General features: G+C 67.7%; 16 protein-coding genes. 14 read left to right on the forward strand and 2 right to left on the reverse strand.

Features of this window, described 5'->3' with window-relative positions; genetic code table 11:
• Positions 1 to 18 precede the first annotated feature (18 nt).
• The 8 genes from ABZ470_RS01420 (at position 19) to ABZ470_RS01455 (ending at position 6030) form a co-directional block, all read left to right on the forward strand.
• Complete coding sequence (locus ABZ470_RS01420) at positions 19 to 1101, forward strand: ADP-ribosylglycohydrolase family protein (protein ID WP_362909249.1); 1083 nt, start codon at positions 19 to 21, stop codon at positions 1099 to 1101.
• Between the two features lie 151 nt (positions 1102 to 1252).
• Positions 1253 to 1522, forward strand: coding sequence for a hypothetical protein (locus tag ABZ470_RS01425; protein WP_362909251.1), 270 nt, complete (start codon positions 1253 to 1255; stop codon positions 1520 to 1522).
• Positions 1515 to 2126, forward strand: coding sequence for a DUF6879 family protein (locus ABZ470_RS01430; RefSeq protein ID WP_362909253.1), 612 nt, complete (start codon positions 1515 to 1517; stop codon positions 2124 to 2126). Before ABZ470_RS01425 ends, ABZ470_RS01430 begins: the two co-directional genes overlap by 8 nt.
• Positions 2126 to 2914, forward strand: coding sequence for a DUF6082 family protein (locus tag ABZ470_RS01435; protein ID WP_362909255.1), 789 nt, complete (start codon positions 2126 to 2128; stop codon positions 2912 to 2914). The genes ABZ470_RS01430 and ABZ470_RS01435 overlap by 1 nt, the downstream gene beginning before the upstream one ends.
• A gap of 180 nt (positions 2915 to 3094) precedes the next feature.
• Entirely contained in the window at positions 3095 to 4504 is a 1410-nt protein-coding gene (locus tag ABZ470_RS01440; RefSeq protein ID WP_362909257.1) for a hypothetical protein, read from the forward strand.
• Positions 4501 to 5352, forward strand: coding sequence for a hypothetical protein (locus ABZ470_RS01445; protein WP_362909259.1), 852 nt, complete (start codon positions 4501 to 4503; stop codon positions 5350 to 5352). The genes ABZ470_RS01440 and ABZ470_RS01445 overlap by 4 nt, the downstream gene beginning before the upstream one ends.
• Complete coding sequence (locus ABZ470_RS01450) at positions 5353 to 5634, forward strand: hypothetical protein (protein ID WP_362909261.1); 282 nt, start codon at positions 5353 to 5355, stop codon at positions 5632 to 5634.
• Positions 5635 to 5679: 45 nt separating this feature from the next.
• Positions 5680 to 6030: a hypothetical protein gene (locus tag ABZ470_RS01455; RefSeq protein ID WP_362909263.1), complete on the forward strand. Its 351-nt coding sequence runs from the start codon at positions 5680 to 5682 to the stop codon at positions 6028 to 6030.
• Positions 6031 to 6176: 146 nt separating this feature from the next.
• Here the strand turns inward: ABZ470_RS01455 and ABZ470_RS01460 are convergent, their stop codons facing one another.
• On the reverse strand, positions 6177 to 6941 hold the full coding sequence (locus ABZ470_RS01460) for an SDR family NAD(P)-dependent oxidoreductase (protein WP_362909265.1): 765 nt from the start codon (positions 6939 to 6941) through the stop codon (positions 6177 to 6179).
• Positions 6942 to 7053: 112 nt separating this feature from the next.
• On the opposite strand from ABZ470_RS01460, the gene ABZ470_RS01465 reads away from it, so the two are divergent.
• Both ABZ470_RS01465 and ABZ470_RS01470 read left to right on the forward strand, forming a co-directional pair.
• The gene (locus ABZ470_RS01465) at positions 7054 to 7914 is read left to right on the forward strand and encodes a helix-turn-helix transcriptional regulator (protein WP_352010436.1); all 861 of its coding nucleotides are present in this window, start codon (positions 7054 to 7056) and stop codon (positions 7912 to 7914) included.
• Positions 7915 to 7988: 74 nt separating this feature from the next.
• Positions 7989 to 8405, forward strand: coding sequence for a PPOX class F420-dependent oxidoreductase (locus ABZ470_RS01470; RefSeq protein WP_362773894.1), 417 nt, complete (start codon positions 7989 to 7991; stop codon positions 8403 to 8405).
• Positions 8406 to 8670: 265 nt separating this feature from the next.
• On the opposite strand, the gene ABZ470_RS01475 is transcribed toward ABZ470_RS01470, so the two are convergent.
• On the reverse strand, positions 8671 to 9921 hold the full coding sequence (locus ABZ470_RS01475; RefSeq protein WP_362909267.1) for a hypothetical protein: 1251 nt from the start codon (positions 9919 to 9921) through the stop codon (positions 8671 to 8673).
• A 548-nt stretch (positions 9922 to 10469) separates the two neighbouring features.
• Here ABZ470_RS01475 and ABZ470_RS01480 point away from each other — a divergent pair.
• From ABZ470_RS01480 to ABZ470_RS01495, 4 genes are all read left to right on the forward strand, one after another.
• Positions 10470 to 12446, forward strand: a complete 1977-nt coding sequence (locus tag ABZ470_RS01480; protein WP_362909269.1) for a DUF6571 family protein — start codon at positions 10470 to 10472, stop codon at positions 12444 to 12446.
• A 553-nt stretch (positions 12447 to 12999) separates the two neighbouring features.
• Positions 13000 to 13278, forward strand: coding sequence for a hypothetical protein (locus ABZ470_RS01485; RefSeq protein WP_362909271.1), 279 nt, complete (start codon positions 13000 to 13002; stop codon positions 13276 to 13278).
• Between the two features lie 512 nt (positions 13279 to 13790).
• Positions 13791 to 14480: a hypothetical protein gene (locus tag ABZ470_RS01490; RefSeq protein WP_362909273.1), complete on the forward strand. Its 690-nt coding sequence runs from the start codon at positions 13791 to 13793 to the stop codon at positions 14478 to 14480.
• Between the two features lie 540 nt (positions 14481 to 15020).
• Positions 15021 to 15788, forward strand: coding sequence for a DeoR/GlpR family DNA-binding transcription regulator (locus tag ABZ470_RS01495; RefSeq protein WP_362909275.1), 768 nt, complete (start codon positions 15021 to 15023; stop codon positions 15786 to 15788).
• Positions 15789 to 16265: the final 477 nt, after the last annotated feature.

Raw genomic sequence — 16265 nt, forward strand, 5'->3', positions numbered from 1 at the left:
CATGGGAGCAGGAGGATCATGACCGTGCGACGTTCCACCGACGACCTCGCCGACCACCGCAGCCGCGTGCGGGGCAGCCTGCTCGGCGGTGCCCTGGGTGACGCGCTCGGCGCGCCCGTCGAGTTCGACTCGATCACCGACATCCGGGGCCGGTACGGCTTCGCGGGGGTGACCGGCCTGGTCCCCGACCACCGCGGCAGGATCGGCCTGGTCACCGACGACACGCAGATGACGCTGTTCACCGTCGAGGGCCTGATCCGCGGCGGAGACGTCCCCGCCGTACGGCACGCCTACCTGCGCTGGCTGGACACCCAGCGGTACCCGGCGCCCCAGCGGGACCGGCCACACGGAACGGGCCGGCTGCGGGAGCAGGGCTGGCTCTACGCGCGGCGGGCCCCGGGCAACGCGTGCCTGTCCGGCCTCGCGTACGGCCCCGCGACCCCGGCGCCCTTCGGCGAGCCGGGGCCGGTCAACCCCGGCTCGAAGGGCTGCGGCACGGTCATGCGCTCGGCCCCCTTCGGGTACGGCGCGCCGGACGCCCGGCACGCCTTCGAACTCGCGGCCCGGTGCGCGCAGATCACCCACGGCCATCCGACCGGCTATCTCGCGGCGGGCGCCTTCGCCGCCATGATCCATCTCGTGCTGGCCGGTGAGCCGCTGGCCCAGGCCGTATGGGGGGCCGCCGAACTGCTGACGGACTACCCCTCCCACGAGGAGACGAGCCTGGCCCTGCGCGCCGCCGTCCGCCTCGCCGCCCAGGGTGACCCGAGCCCGGAACGGGTCGAGTCGCTCGGCGGGGCCTGGGTCGCCGAGGAGGCGCTGGCCATCGCGGTCTACTGCGCACTGGCCCACCCCTGGCCGGGCGAACTGCGGCAGGCGCTGCTGCTCGCGGTCAACCACTCCGGCGACAGCGACTCGACCGGCGCCGTCTGCGGAAACCTCCTGGGCGCCCTGCACGGGCAGCGGGCCCTGCCCGCCGACTGGCTCGCCGACCTCGAAGGCCGCGGGACCATCACCGAAATCGCCGACGACTTCGCGGCCTGGACGGCCGGGGAGCCCCCGATGAACGACTCCTGGGCGGAGCGGTATCCCCTCGACTGAGAGGGTCACCCGAAAAAAGCCATCCATCTTACCCATCCGGCGGGATTTCTGCCGGGCCGTCAGGAAAAGCCATCGGCGAGGTCCATTGCGAGCCCGAATGGATCATGTGAAACTCGGGGGACGTTGGGGAGATCGACGAATCGAGGGCATCATGTCTCGTCCTTGGGAGGCCGATCCGCGCGCCGACCTACGCAGGCGCCTCGGCAGTTCACCGCTGGAACTCGGCAACACGACCGCGAGCCCGGACTGCCCGGACATCTGGGAACTCTCCAACGGGGACATCGCCGTGATCGGCCGCGACCTCACCGAGGCCTACCTGAACCGGCTCCCCGAAGGGGTGAGCCTCTCGCGTGACGAGCGCCTCGTGGTGATTCCCCGGAACCAGCTCATCTCCGCAAAACGGGATATACCAGATGATTGATGATATAAGCACATATAAAGCGGAGACACTGAGCGCAGAAGATTATATTTCGGATTTCTGGCCATATTTTCAGGAGATCGAAGGGGTTTTCTGGAAGCTCGAATACCGCCAGTCGTTCCGGGAGCCACGCAACCCCAGCTGGCAGGCCCTGGACCGGGGAGACTGGGACGAGGCGCTGCGCATCATCGACGAGACCCGTGACGAGATCCAGGGTCCCGTCCTCGACGCGCCCGGGTTCCCGATGCGCCGCCTGCGTGTCGTGCGGCGGCCGTACACGCCCTATCTGCGCTGGGAGCTGTACTTCATCCGGCTGAGGGCACAGGCGGGAGAACTCATCCGCGTCCTGGACGCCGGGGAGCTGGGCGAGGGCCGCGACCTGCCCGAGCTGGTCATCCTGGGATCCTCGGTCATGTACGAGGTCGTCTACGACGAGGGCGGTACGCTCAGCGGCGCCCGTAAGATCGCCGACCCCGGTCTGATCGAGGCCTGCACGTGCGAACTTGAGGACCTCTACGCGCGCGGCGAGGACCTGCTGCCCTTCCTCGACCGGGAGCGTCAGGCGCTTCCTCCCCTGTTACCGACCACGGGCAGAAAGCTCGGGTAGTGCGCGGCGGCCCCCTGTTCAACCGACTCGCCGGAGGCGGGCGCCGCTTCCTTCTCGTCGCACTGCTCTTCCTTCTGGTTCTGGCGGTACCCGGTTTCGTGGTGATATCTCCTTTCTTCCTCACCCTGCTCAACGACCAGGGCGCCGACTGGAGCAGGCTGAGCGACATCGGCCAGACCTACGGGGCGGCCTCGGCCGTCCTGGCCGTCTTCGCCCTCATGGGGGTGACGGCCTCGCTGATCCTGCAGGCCCGCGAGGCCAAGGCGGGCCGCGAGCAGACACTGCGCGCCCTGCACACCGACCTCATGCGGATGGCCATGGACGACCCGCTCTACCGGGCCTGCTGGGGGACGTTCTTCACCTCCCAGGACGCGGACGAGCAGCGCGCCCACATGTACGTCAACATGATCGTCAACCACTGGCTGATGATGTGGGAACTGCGCGCCATCACCGAGGCGCACCTACGGTCGGTCGCGGCGGTCGTGCTGGCCGGCCCCATGGGGTGGCGGTTCTGGACCGACGCCAGGAGACGCCGCCTGGTGAGCGCGGGCACCCGCAGGGAACGACGTTTCAACCGCATCCTCGACGAGGTCTACCGTACGGTCCCCGCCCCGGCCGCCCGCCGCCCCGAGCCTCCCAGACGGCCTTCCCGGTTCCCCCGGCTTCCCCGGCGTCGCCCGGACGCCCGTGCCGTACGGGGCGGGCTGCTGTTCCTCGCGCTGCTGGCCGCCGTGGCCTCCGCCGTACGGCGTCTCAGGGCGCCCCGCGCGCGACCGGATGACGTCTGAACATCCGGCACGAAGGACACAACCCGTCATTACGGCGATTCTCCGTGTCACCGTAACGATCACGCCTTTCTTCCTTTGACAGATCCGCCGTATGCCGAAATGATCACGCTTTTCGGCGGCGTGCACCGGGTCCATCGGACCGGCGGGCGGCGCCCAGCGTCATCGAGGAGGGGACGTCGAGTGTCCGTGACGGACCAGGAGCTTGCCGCCGAGCTTCGCGAGCTTGCCGATCACCCCCACCTGGCGGCCCGCCAGGACCAGCTGTACGACCTCGCCGAGGCGGTCGTCGACCCCGGCGAGGCGGAACGCTGGTGTGAGATCGACCTGTTCGCCGCCTTCTCCCCCGAAGACACCATCCTCACCGACGCCGGGCAGGAGCGCGGACGGCGGTTCGGGCTGGGCGCCGCGGTCGGCCCCGCCCTGGTCTTCGTGCCGATCTTCATCACCTGGCTCGGACTGATGATGGCCACGGGCGCCTACGGCGACGTCCTCGACGAGGGAGGCCCGGAGGCGGCCCGCCGCCCCTTCCTTGAGATGTGGCAGCAGGGCTTCGACGGCAGGCTGCCCGAGTTCTTCAAGTTCGACAACATCGCGCTGTGCACCCTCGCGGCGATCTTCTGCCTCATCCTCTGGACGGTCCTGGAGAACGTCACGAAGAACAGGAAGGAGGAGAACGCGGAACGCGACCTGGCCGCCCTGCGCGTACGGCTGCGCGCCGCGCTGACCCGGGCGAGCCTCCTGCTCGGCGCCGTACGGCTGTCCTCCCCCGCCCGCTTCGGCACCGAACTGAGCAGGACGGCGGCCGACATCGGCTCCGTCGGCACGATGGCACGCAAGGTGCACACCGAACTGGTCGAGGCGCTCACCCTGACCCTGGAGGCCACCAGGAAGACCACCGACGCGCTGACCGCGAGCGCGCTCGACGTGCGCGACGGCGTCGAACTCCTCGGCAGGCAGCTGGCGGCCGTCAACAGCACCTGCGACGACCTCACCACGGTCGTCGCGCGGGCTTCGGCCATGATCGACAGCGCGGGCACCAAGACCGGCCAGGCCGTGGCCAAGGCGGGCAACCAGCTCTCGACGACCATCTCGCAGACCACCCTCGACATGCGGCGCTCGTTCAACGACGAGCTCGTCCGCTCCATGCGTTCGGTGCAGGGAACCGTCTCGGGCCTGGACAGCCGGATCGACAAGCTGGTCGACGCCACCAAGAGCATCGGCTACGCGGTCGACCGCGCCGCCCTGTCGATCGACGCGGTCGGCTCCTCGACGGAGAAGGCCGTCGACCTCCTCGGGGAGCGGGTCAACGACACCCTCCTCGGCACGACCGAGGAGTTCCGCCGCACCTTCGGCGGCACCGGCGCCGAGATCAGGGAGGCCCTCGAAGGCTGGTCGGCCACCACCGAGACCCGTCTGTCCCGCGTCGAACGCCTGGCCGCCCGCGCGGGCGCTCGTTCGGACGCTCGTTCGGATGACGACTACCGCGACGGCTCTCGTGTCGGCGGTACCGACGGCTCCCGCACGGGCGGTGCCGAGGGCTCCCGGGTGAGCGGTGCCGAGGGCGACCAGGACGTCCGGCGGGTCCGGTGACCCCCCGCCGCAGGACCTCGACCTCGACGTTGCTGGCGGGCTGGCTCTTCGCCGACCTGCTGCTCGGCGTCACGATCATCATGCTGGGCGCCCAGTCCCCCGCCGCTCCGTCCCAGGCCGCCGCGGAGACCCGCCCCACGGCAGGGACTCAGGCGTCGGCGGGCACTCAGGCTTCGGCCGCCTCCCAGAGCGCGGGGAAGCCCGAGACCGCCGGACCCCAGGACACCGGCACCGGTTCTCAGGACGACGAGAAGCCTCAGGGCACCACGGAGCCCCAGCCCACCACGGAATCACAGCCCTCCACGGAGGCTCCGTCCTCCACGGCGCCTCGGCCTTCCGAGGGGGCGAGTCCCACGGCCACGGGCACCACCCGTCCCCTGCGGGACACCGTCCGGGCCCTGCCGACCCCCACCCCCACGCCCGACCGGCCCTCACCGGACGCCACCGTGCCCACCGCCAAGCCTCGCTCCCCCCGCAAACCCACTCCGTCCCCCTGTGTCAGCCGCCTCGGGGACGTCCAGGCGAAGCCGATCACGATCTCCTTCCAGCTCTCCCCGGGCATGCGTGACGAGGCGCTCGCCGTACAGGTCAGGCAGGAGTTGCTGCGGCACCGCGACCAGCTGGCCGGACGGCACGCCGGCATGGTGCTGACCTTCGGCGCCGACGGCGGCGCGGACAACGGCGTCCGGCTGGCCACCCGGGTCAACACGGCCATCCGCGAGACCTACCCGCGCATCTTCGGCGCCGCCGTGACCCGCAACTTCCACGACCTCGCCGCCCCTCCCGGATCGATCTCCATGGAGATCTACCTCATGACCTACAGCTGCTCCCCGGTGTCCGGCTCCTAGATGGACCGGGACGAGCTTGAGCTGCTGTCGGTGAGTCTGATCGAACAAGGCGCCGGAGAAAGAGGACCGGCCGATCTGATCGCCGCCCTCAAGAGAGACGGCCGCTCGATGGTGGAGTCCATATACCTCGTCTCCAAAGTGCTCTCCCTCTCCCTCGGGGACGCCAAAACGTCAGTGGTGACCAGCCCGTCCTGGTCGAGGGAGAACAGGGAACACGAGAGGTTCCACGAAAAGCTGATCGAGGTGTTCGAGGGTGAGGAACAGCCTCATGCCGACCGCTGATCCCCTCGCGTCTCGACCGTGACGACCTCTGGGATCATGCGACGCGTGAGAAAGGGAGCCCCTGACGTGGACGACGTCCTGGAGCGAGGGCCGATCGGTCGCTGGCGTACGGCCTGCGGTACGGCGGCCGTGCTGGTCGGCGAGGAGGTGGTGTTCGCCCCGGACGGCACGGGCGTGCTCCACACCCGTTCGGTGGCCTTCGGCGCGGAGACCCTGGAGTTCCGCTGGCGCATGCTGGGCCGGGCGCGCCTGTGGATCGAGTCCGAGGACACGCCGATCCCTCTGGAGTTCCGCTCTCACGAGACGGACACCGGCCGGCGGACGGTCCTGGCGGAAGCCGGTCAGGACGGCTTCTGGATTCTCCTCGACCCTCTGGAACGGGTCGGCGACGCCTGAGGCGGCCCGTCCACCGTACGGGCCCTACGCGCGTTCGACCGCTCGCCGTACGGATCTGATGCGCGTCCGGCTGTTCACCACCTGCCGTACGGGCCCTACGCGCGCTCGGCCGCTCGCCGTACGGGCCTGACACGTTCGGCTGTTGGCTACCTGCCTTGTGGGTCGGAGGCGTTGAGCGTCTCGACGACCTGGTCGTAGTCGCCGCGCGCCTCGCCGTAGCGCAGGAACTTCACCCGCTCGACCTGGATCTCCCTGGCGTCCGGCTGGTCCCTGAACAGGGTGACGACCTCCGTCACGAACTCGTCGAGCGGCATCGCGAAGTCGCTGTCCTCCTGGCCGGGCAGCAGGGCCGTACGGACGGCCGGGGGTTCGAGCTCCACGACCTTCACGTTCGTGTCGGCCAACTGCAGCCTGATCGACTCGCTGAGCATGTGGATCGCGGCCTTCGAGGCGTTGTAGCTGGGTGTGGCCCGAAGCGGCGCGAACGCCAGGCCCGAGGAGACGGTGACGATGGTGGCGTCCGGCTGCTCCCTCAGGTGCTCGACGAAGGCGGCGATGAGACGGATCGGGCCGAGCACGTTGGTGGTGATGATCTCCTCCGCCGAGGCGAGGAACGTCTCGGGCCGGTGCCAGTCCTCGACGCGCATGATCCCGGCCATGGTGATCAGGACGTTGAGATCCGGGTGCCTGGCCAGCACCTCCTTGGCGGCGGACTCGATGCTCGCGGGGTCTGCCGTGTCGATCCGTACGGTGTCGACGCCCGGATGCTCGGCGGCGATCCGTTCGAGCACGTCCACGCGCCTGCCACCGACGATGACCTTGTTCCCCCTGGCCTCCAGTTCGAGGGCGAGAGCCAGGCCGATGCCGCTCGTCGAGCCGGGGATGAAGACGGTGTTCCCTGAGATGTTCATACGTCCAGCCTGCTCCGGGGCCTCCCTCGTGTGCAGGGAACCCCCCATCGGGGGATCGGCGATCCCTGGTTCACGGCCCTCGGCACGGGAGTGTGGAGCGGATACTGAACCCATGGATCGCAGCGCACTCGCCGACTTCCTGCGCCGCCGTCGTGAGGCGCTCCAGCCGCAGGACGTGGGCCTGCCGACCGGCGCGCGCCGCCGGGCCCCGGGGCTACGGCGTGAGGAGGTGGCGGCCCTCGCCGCGATGTCGGCCGACTACTACACGCGACTCGAACAGCGGCGCGGCCCGCAGCCGAGTGAGCAGATGCTCGCCTCGCTCGCCCGCGCGCTGCGGCTGACGGCCGACGAACGTGACTACCTGTTCCAGATGGCGGGGCACAACCCTCCGGCGCCGGTCTCGGTCGCGGCGCACGTGGCTCCGGCCCTGCTGCGGGTGCTCGACCGTCTCGACGACACCCCGGCGCTCATCATGTCCAACCTGGCCGAACCGCTGGTGCAGAACCGGATGGCCGACGCCCTGCTCGGCGACAGGTCCCACCACACGGGCCTGGCCCGCAGCGAGACCTACCGCTGGTTCACCGACCCCTCGGCGCGGTCGCGCTACCCCGAGGAGGACCACGACAGGCACAGCCGTACCCAGGTCGCGAACCTGCGGGCCGCCTACGGATCGATGGGCCCCCGCTCCAGGGCGGGCGAGCTGGTCCGGGCGCTGCGGAAGACGAGCGCCGAGTTCGCCGAACTGTGGGACCGGCACGAGGTCGCCAGGCGTTTCGAGGATCACAAGACCTTGATCCACCCCGAACTCGGCCCGATCGAGCTGGACTGTCAGGTCCTGTTCACCGAGGACCAGTCCCAGGCTCTGCTCGTGCTCACCGCTCCCCCGCACACCGAGGCCCACGAGAAGCTCCGCCTCCTGGCGGTCCTGGGTCACCAACACTTCCCCATCTCCGAGAAAACGTCCTTCGCATAGGGCCGCGAAGCCGCCCCCACGGGGGATGTGGCACCGTGGACGCACACACCGGATGATCAAGGACTGGAGAGCTCATGTCGAAGCCGCCACTTCCCGAAGAGGCCGTCGCCGTACTCAGGAAGGCGAACCCCGCCGTCATCGCCACGCTCCAGCCCGACGGTCAGCCGGTCTCCACGGCCACCTGGTACCTCTGGGACGACGGCCGGATCCTGGTCAACATGGACGAGGGCCGCAAACGTCTCGACCATCTCCGCAACGACCCCCGCGTCACCCTCACCGTGCTCGACGAGGGCGACTGGTACACCCACATCAGCGTCATCGGCCGCGTCACCGAGATCCGCGACGACAAGGACCTGACCGACATCGACCGGGTCTCCGAGCACTACACCGGAGAGAAGTACCCCCGCCGGGACCGCGGCCGGGTGAGCGCCTTGATAGAGATAGACCGCTGGCACGGCTGGGGCACCCTGAAGGACAACGCCCAGGCCTGACGCACGTCGAAACGCCGCAGGCGGAAGGTGTTGCGCTGCACCTCGAAGGACAACACCCAGGCCCGACCCCGATGCGCCACCCCTGACCTCGAACAGCAGGTCAGGGGCGGGCTTTCGCCCCTCTGCCCGGCCGCTGACGGCGGGCCGGCCGTGCCTCATGTTCCTGACCGCTTCCCCCCCCGCCCGCTCCATCAGTGATCCACTCATCGCGATCAAGGGCGCAGGTGGGGCCGAACGCGTCGGCCTCCCGTAACGACCGGCGCGTTCATACCGGCCTCTCAGGCTCCTCGTCGTCCCCGCGCCGACGGAGCACTCGCCCGGCGATCCCGCTGGAGAGCCTGCCCGTCACCGATCTGGCTCGGTCGAGGGTCTCGTTGCCGAGGCGCCTGGCGGCATCGACCCCCTCTGCTCCCGTTTCGAGCATCTTGTCCCTCGCCTCCGCGGCCGCGTCCCCCCATCGTCTCGCGTCCAACGACTGCCGACCGTGCTCGATCCCGAGCCGCTCGTGAAAGTCGACGACGGCGATCGCGACATGGTTGCCCGCATGCACCACGGCCGGGGACGCGGCCGGGTGCAGCAGCACCTTCGTGTTGGCCGCACCGGCAGCGGCGACGACGCGGGCCATCAGACGCTCGGTGCTCCGGGAGATGAGTTCCATCCGGTTCCGCCGGGCGACCCGCAGTGCGAGGCGATGCCGGTCCAGCTCATCCGGAGACGCGTCCAGCACACGGTCGAGTTCGAGCACGGCGATCGCGTCGTGCAGTTGGAAGCAACGAGCCAGAACGGCGAGCCACTCCCGAACGGTGGACTCCGCGTCCTTGGACGCCTTGGCGAGATCAACGATCTTGGTCTTGCTCTCCAGTTTCTCGGCGAGCGCGTCGAGTTGACGCAGCGCGTAGGCCTGGGTTCGCGCGATCGTCATCGGCGTGGCCTGGACCTTCGACCACGTGACCTCGGAGACCCGGCCCACCTGCTCCCGGACGGTCATGGCCTCCTCGATGACGAGACCTGCTCCGATCATGTCCGCCACCACCGCGTCCTTCTGGGCACGGAGCACATCGTCGACCTTCTCATCGATCGCGGCGAGATAGTCGGTGATCTCGTCCATGGTCTGCTGCATCGCGAGCTGCGCCATGAGCCCCGCGGCACCGGCCAGAATCGCCGGGTTGGTCAGGAGTGATCCGGGTGTCCTCGTCAGTTGGAGGATTCCCTTGATCTTGCCCTTCTCCGTCAAGACAGCACGACTGGCATCCGCGGTCGAACCTTTCATCAGCTCGTACTTCTTGAGAGCTCGCGCGGACTCCTTGGTCAACTTCACCCAACGGCCCGAGTTGGCCGCGACCTCGGAACCCAGCTGCGCGGCCCCGGCCACGGCGCCGAAGGTGGAGCCGAGCCTTGGCAGTCCGAGGTCCTTCGACGGCAGTCCTTCGGAGACGAGGAAGCGTTCGACAGCCGTCGGACTTCCGATGACCGCAAGGCCATCACCGTCACTGATCAGCTGAATGTCGTCATCCATCGTCGGCTCCTGAAGTGGTTCTTCGCAGTTGGGTACGTGGACGGTGCGCGCGGCGGCCGGACAGGGGTCGGGGTTTTCGGTGAAAAACTCTCAAACCGTCTGTCTGGAAGACCTCGACGTGCCTGACGTTACCTCCGTCTGCCCTGATCTGATCATGTTTTGTCACCTTGATGAGCTCGGCCACCATCGGACCGGTGTCGAGGTTTTCACCCGCTTCGGCGAGGACACCGCCCTCTATCGCAGGCCGTGTGGAGGAATTCCGAAAGCGGATCGTCGCCACACGTTCTCAACTGCGGAGACTTGAGGAAGGGCTCGCCCGGCTGGGCGAGTAGCGGAGTCGAGAGCCGTCTCATGGTGCCGCAGGGCGGGTCTACCTCTCCCGAGAGTGCCCGCCATACCGCGTTTGGGATGGTGAATCCCGATAGGAGCACCTACTAAATCGACAATTACCCCAATGTCGCACAGATCCCATATTCAGCACTTGATATCCCTACTACATGGCTAGAGTGAAATAACTACATATAGGACGAAAGGATGCGGTGGAGCCGATGACGTCGGGATCGGGGCCTCTGTCACCGGACTTCAGCGGGATCGACCCCGAGCTGATGCGGGGCTTCATCGGCGCGTTGGAACGTGGCCGCGACGTGATCGGCGAGCAGTCCGAGCGGATCCGGCAGTTGCTGGCGAGGGCCGAGGTGTCGGCGGTGGGACTGCGGCCGATCAAGGAGATCGAGGGCTGGATCGACGGCGAGCTGCCAGGGCTGCGTAAGCGCCTGGAGACGATCCAGGCCGCCGACAAGCTGTCATGGCTGCCGGGTTCCCGGCTCGCCTCCTATGACGAGGGGAAGCTCCTCTCCCCCGCGGAGGCCCGTAAACAGGGAACGGACCTGGCCAAACAGCTACTGGCCGTCGAACCGGTCGACGTCCCCTGGTTCGGGCGCACCTCGTCCGAGGAGTACGAGAAGATCATCAAACAGCTGGAGGCCCACAAGAACGACTCCGATTACACCGCCGCCTTCTTCGCCGCCCTCGGCGTGAAGGGGACTCTGGGACTCCCGGTCCTGCTGCGCAAGAACATCGACACTCCCCACTTCCAGGCGACCCTTGGCCCACCCCGTTCCGACGACGAGGTACTCCGTACGGTGAGCCAAGCCTTCGGTACCGCCGTCTCAGGAGGCTCACAGGTCCCCGGGTTCGCGAAGATCAAGGACGCGGTACGGAATCCAGGCCAGTCAGGCGAGGACCGATTCGGAGCGAGCCTCCTGCTGAGCTCGGGCAGGTTTCCCGCCGAATGGCTGTCCGGCACGGTACTGGCCCACGGCCTGTCGGCGACCGGCAAGGCGAACCCCGGGCTTCTCTACGCTCTGGGAAACAACCCTGCCGCCGCACGTCAGACGATCACAGCGCTGGTCGGGCCGTACGCCAAGGACCAGTCGAAGCTGAAGACGCTCCTGAAGAACCTCAACGACCACGCCGGAGGCAAGTACGTCTCTTCGGCGGCCGACTCCGACGCCTTCGGCCGGATGCTCGCCGCGGCCGCCGGGGTCTACGACGAGGAGGACGGTAAGCACAGCGAGGAGTCAGCGGCGCTCGCCTTCACCGTGATGACGACCTTCGACGACCTCAAACTCGGCGAGGGGGTCCGTAAGCACCTGGCCGAGATCGCCGGCGCGTACGCCACGGAGATCACCGAGGGCGCGAACATCGGTGACGCGAACATGACCGAGGACAGCACGCTGAAGCCCTCGACCTCGACGTTCGGCACGACGTCGACGTTCACCCTGAGCCCGAAGGACACCTACCGTTTCCTGAAAACCTTCGCCGACTCGACCGAGAACCTCGCTCCGTTCGACGAGGGGATGGGACGGTTCTCCGAGAAGGTGATCGCCGACGCCTCGGCGAAGACGCGGCGGACCGGGGACGTCGAGCACGTGGACCGGGTGTTCACCGCCCTGGGTAACGTCCGCGGTTTCGAGTTGGCAGCCGTCGAGAAGGTACAGGGCAACCTGGACAAGATCGACAAACAGCGAGACGACCTGCTGGTGTTCCTCCGTGATACGGGCATCGGGGTGACGAGCACACTCACGGCGACGACCATGCCCGTGAGCCTGGCCTGGCTGGCGCTGAGCACCGGCCTGTCCGCCGAGGGAGCCTTCGGCGGGGACGACGAGACGCGGATGGATCGGGCCGACAAGGAAGACGACCTCGCGACACTCGGCCGCCAGCACACCTACGCCCAGATCCTCATGGTCAACGGTTTCAAGCCGGAGGTGACACCCACCGAGTTTCAAGCCGCCTGTCCGCCCGGCGTGGCCGTCGCCGACGCGAACGGCAACCTCAAACCGTTCTCCGAGCTGGTCAAGCAGGGAAACAAAGGACTTGAGGCCTTCGAGAAGTGGGTCACCGTCAACGGCATGGGTGGAGATGACGCGCTATCGATTGGGAGCCTGTCCGACAAGATGGCGAACGCGTTCGAGAGCCGTAACAAGCGGGGCAGAGAGCGTGGGCTTGCCTTCGACAGTTAGTACAGTTTCCCATAGCCCCTGCTTACGAGGCTGGGAGGCACTCCGTCTCACCCCTGACCCCATACTTCCCGTTTGACGGAGACTCCAGGATGATCACTGTCTTGTATTTATCGTTGGCAAGCCGGATAGGACCTCTCCCGGGATCCTCGGCGATCCGATAGTTGGCCACTCGGGAGAGCGCACCCAGCAGAAAGTCATTAAGGGTGTCCGGTCCGCGCTGAGGTGCGGCGTCTCTGGCTGTGGCCGCAAAGGTTCGTTTGGCTCTACCCTCCCCACACGGGACGTCACGTCCGCCCGGATCGGTGATTCGGACATCCAAAACATGGCTTTCCTTCATCAGCTCAGTGATATGCGCCTTCAGCGTCTCGCCCGCCTCGGCCGCTGTAGGGCCGCTGTCGCCGCATCCGGCCACCGTCAGCAACGTCACCGCGCAGACCGCGACGCCGAGCCGTACAGAACGTCCCATGAAATTCCTCCGGGGCTGGCCGATGTGTTGTAGATCCAATAATGTCCAATAGATCCGTCCGGTGTATCGGCATCCGAAGAGGGATACATGACAGATCTGGTGCCCAACCCGCGGCGTCAGGTGTTGGAACAGACATTGGTTGAGGTCAGGGCACGGATCGCCATTCTGGAGGCCGCACTCGACCCCGCCCATGGGCAGTTCACCGGTCAGCCGGTGTGGACGGGGCCGAAGGCCCGGACGTTCGCCGAGGATCTCACCGCCCGCCGCACACGGCTCCGCCAGGCCGCCAGGGCACTCCTCGACACACTTGAGGACGAGCTCCGCGCCGTTCCAGAGAAGGTCTCACCTTCCGCCGCCCAATACTGACGCACAAGACCGGCAAACCGGCCGCCGCCCGTCCGACCGGCGTGACGACAACAAGGTGAAGGAGCATCACGGCCTTCGCACGCCGACGCGACGACCGCTTTCCCCGTCGCATTCGAAGCCATCCTGGCATCGGTACGGCGAGCGTGAGAAGGCGCACCAGACCCGCGCCGAGAGCGGCCTCACCGGTGAATACTCATCAATTCGCGCCGCGCGACCCGATGGAGCACATCGTCCGGCTGTCCCGTGAAGGCGTCAAGGTGACGTCCGCCGGAAAAGTTGATCACCCCCAGCACGCCAAATAGCCAGAAAGACGAAAAGTCCGCATAAAACGCAATAAAACCAGCTATCACAGACAGGTTTGGTTACAGCCTGGAATCCTTAATGACGTCTGCCTTTTGTCACATTAGAGTCGCCTCGATCCCTGTTCCTTGATCCGGTCGGTCCTGCGGCACCGGTGGAGGTCCGCCGGCCGTGGACGACAGACGGCTCAGGTTTGGAAAGGACATCCGACCGTGGCGGACGGCGACGAATCCAAGACCCAGACGACTTCAGACGGTGGGGACACAGGCCGCAGGACGGCCATCACGACGGCGTTGATCGGCGCGGGCGGGGCGGTCGTCGCCGCCGTCATCGGGGTCTCGGCGGTCCTGCTCGGGCCACAGTCCGGCGGGAGCGGAGGGCCCGCCGCCCCCTCAGGAGAGGCCACCTCCCCAGGAGGGGCCGTCCTCTCAAGAGAGGCCACCCCTTCGGAGGCGACCACCCCCTCGACACAGGTCTCCTCCACCGAGGGTCCTGCCGTGACCGGGAAACCGGTGACGCCGTCCGCCATCCCGAAAGACCGGACAGCGCAGTACCAGGGCACCCGGATGCTGACCGAAAGCGGGCTTGACCTGGATCACGTTCCTCCGGACCCCAGCCGGGAGGACCTGCGGTACGAGAAGCGGCCCGGCCGCGGGATCATGGCCGGTCCGTCTCTTGTCTCCGTTGTGTGGTCCGCGCCCAAGGCGCCCTCCCGGGCTCAGTGCGAGGAGGCTCTGGGAGCAGACCTGCCCGCTGGACACGTCTTCGGGCACACGACTCCGGGGACGGCCTTCTGCATGTGGACGAACGTCGACAACGTGGCCTTCGTGCGGGTCTCGGGGCCGGAGGGGGAGGAAGGGGTTCCGGTCGACATCGTCGTGTGGCCGAAGCAGCCCGCCTGACCACAACCCTGGAGGCAAACCATCAAAACCCCCACAAATCCCCGCATAAGCCCCACAGAGGGCCACACGGCAGGAGCCTCATGGGAGGCCCGTAGCCCAGGCCCGCGAAGGCCCCGGGACTCAGGTGACTAGGACCCAAAGGTCCGCGAAAACCCACAGCGAAGACTCAAGCCCGGCGGGCACGCGGGCCCCGGGAAGCCCGATGAAGGCCCACAGGAAGGCCCGAGCCCTGAACCCCGGCGGGCCGGGGGTGTCCGCGGCCCCGAGAGGCCACAGGAAGGCCCCGAGCATCTGACCGCCCTCAGGCACCTCGACAGCGCCGTGTCCCGAAAGGTCACAGGCAGGCCCCGAGCCCCATCGAGGTGTCAGCAAGCCAGCGGCATCACCGGTCACACACACCCCACAGCCTACGAACCACCCCACATTGGTGAAGATTTGGACAAAAAGTTCTTTTGTCTCAATCTTCTGCATTGACCTTTAAACCACAGCGAACCATACTTCCCGTCATGGAGGCACAGAAATCCACAGAAACGGGCAGCCATGCTGCCCGCTGAGCGGCACTCGCGGATCGGAGAGGCGTTGCGGGCCTCCCGGGTCGTCAGCACCGAGGAGCTGGCGCGTGAGCTGAAGGTCTCCGTGGAGACGATCCGACGCGACCTCGTCCTGCTGGAACGTCAGGGCAGGCTGGCGCGGGTGCACGGCGGGGCGACGGTCGCCTCGGGGCGCTCCTCCGGGGAGGAGGCGCCCTTCACCGAGCGGACCGGGACCGCCGCCGAGGCAAAGCGGCACATCGGCCGGGCCGCGGCGGCGCTCGTACGGCCGGGCCAGACGATCGTGATCGACGTGGGGACCACCGCCGTGGACGTGGCCCGTGCCCTGCCGCTCGACTTCACCGGGACCGTGGCCACATGTTCCCTCCTGGTCGCCGCCGAGCTCTCCGAGCGCCCCGGCGTCGAGGTCCTCGTCTCCGGGGGCAAGCTCAGGAGTGGTGACCTCGCACTGTCGAACTCCCTGGCGCAGGCCTTCTTCGCCGACCTGAACCCGGATGTCGCCTTCCTCGGCTCGGGAGGCGTGGACGCCGTCGCCGGGCTGACCGACTACTACCTGGACGAGATCGCCGTGCGCCGGACGATCCACGGCAACGCCGCCCGCTCCTTCGTGCTGGCCGATTCGAGCAAGTTCGGCAGGATCGCCCGGCATCGTGTCGCGGGGATCGAGGAGTTCGCCGGACTTGTCACGGAGACCGAGCCACCACCGAGCATTCGAGACGCCGTCACCCGCGGAGGCGGGGTGGTCGTCCTGCCGTGAGAGCCACAAGACCCGCGGGACCTTCGAGAGCCCCGAGAGCCCCGAGAACCGCGAGACCGCGAACCAAGAAGGCCTGAGGCCGTACGGCAAGACGCCAAAACGGCCCAGACGTCAGGTCCCGCGACCTGAGACCCAGAAAAACCTGAAAGACCCAGAAAAACCTGAGACCCGGAAAGCCTGAGACCCAGGAAAGTCCGAGTCCCGGAGAGCCCTGGGCCTGCTTTGCGGGCCTTCGCCGTAGCACGGATCGCCCAGGTGGACGCGCCGCGAGGCGGAGAAGGAGCCCATAACGAAGTATGGGCGACCACAGTAGGCATAGAGATCCACAAAACGGGTCCCATGCCGAAGGAGCTCAAGACCGAAAAGGCCAGGCCCAGAAAGCCGGGCCCAAGAACGAAGGCCGGGCCCCAAAGGGCCCGAAGCCTCAAAAAACCAAGGAGCCGGAGAGTTCGAGGAGCCGGGAGGCGCGGCAACGCC

Origin of the sequence: Streptosporangium sp. NPDC020072 (assembly GCF_040631445.1) — a bacterium.
Lineage (GTDB): Bacteria > Actinomycetota > Actinomycetes > Streptosporangiales > Streptosporangiaceae > Streptosporangium.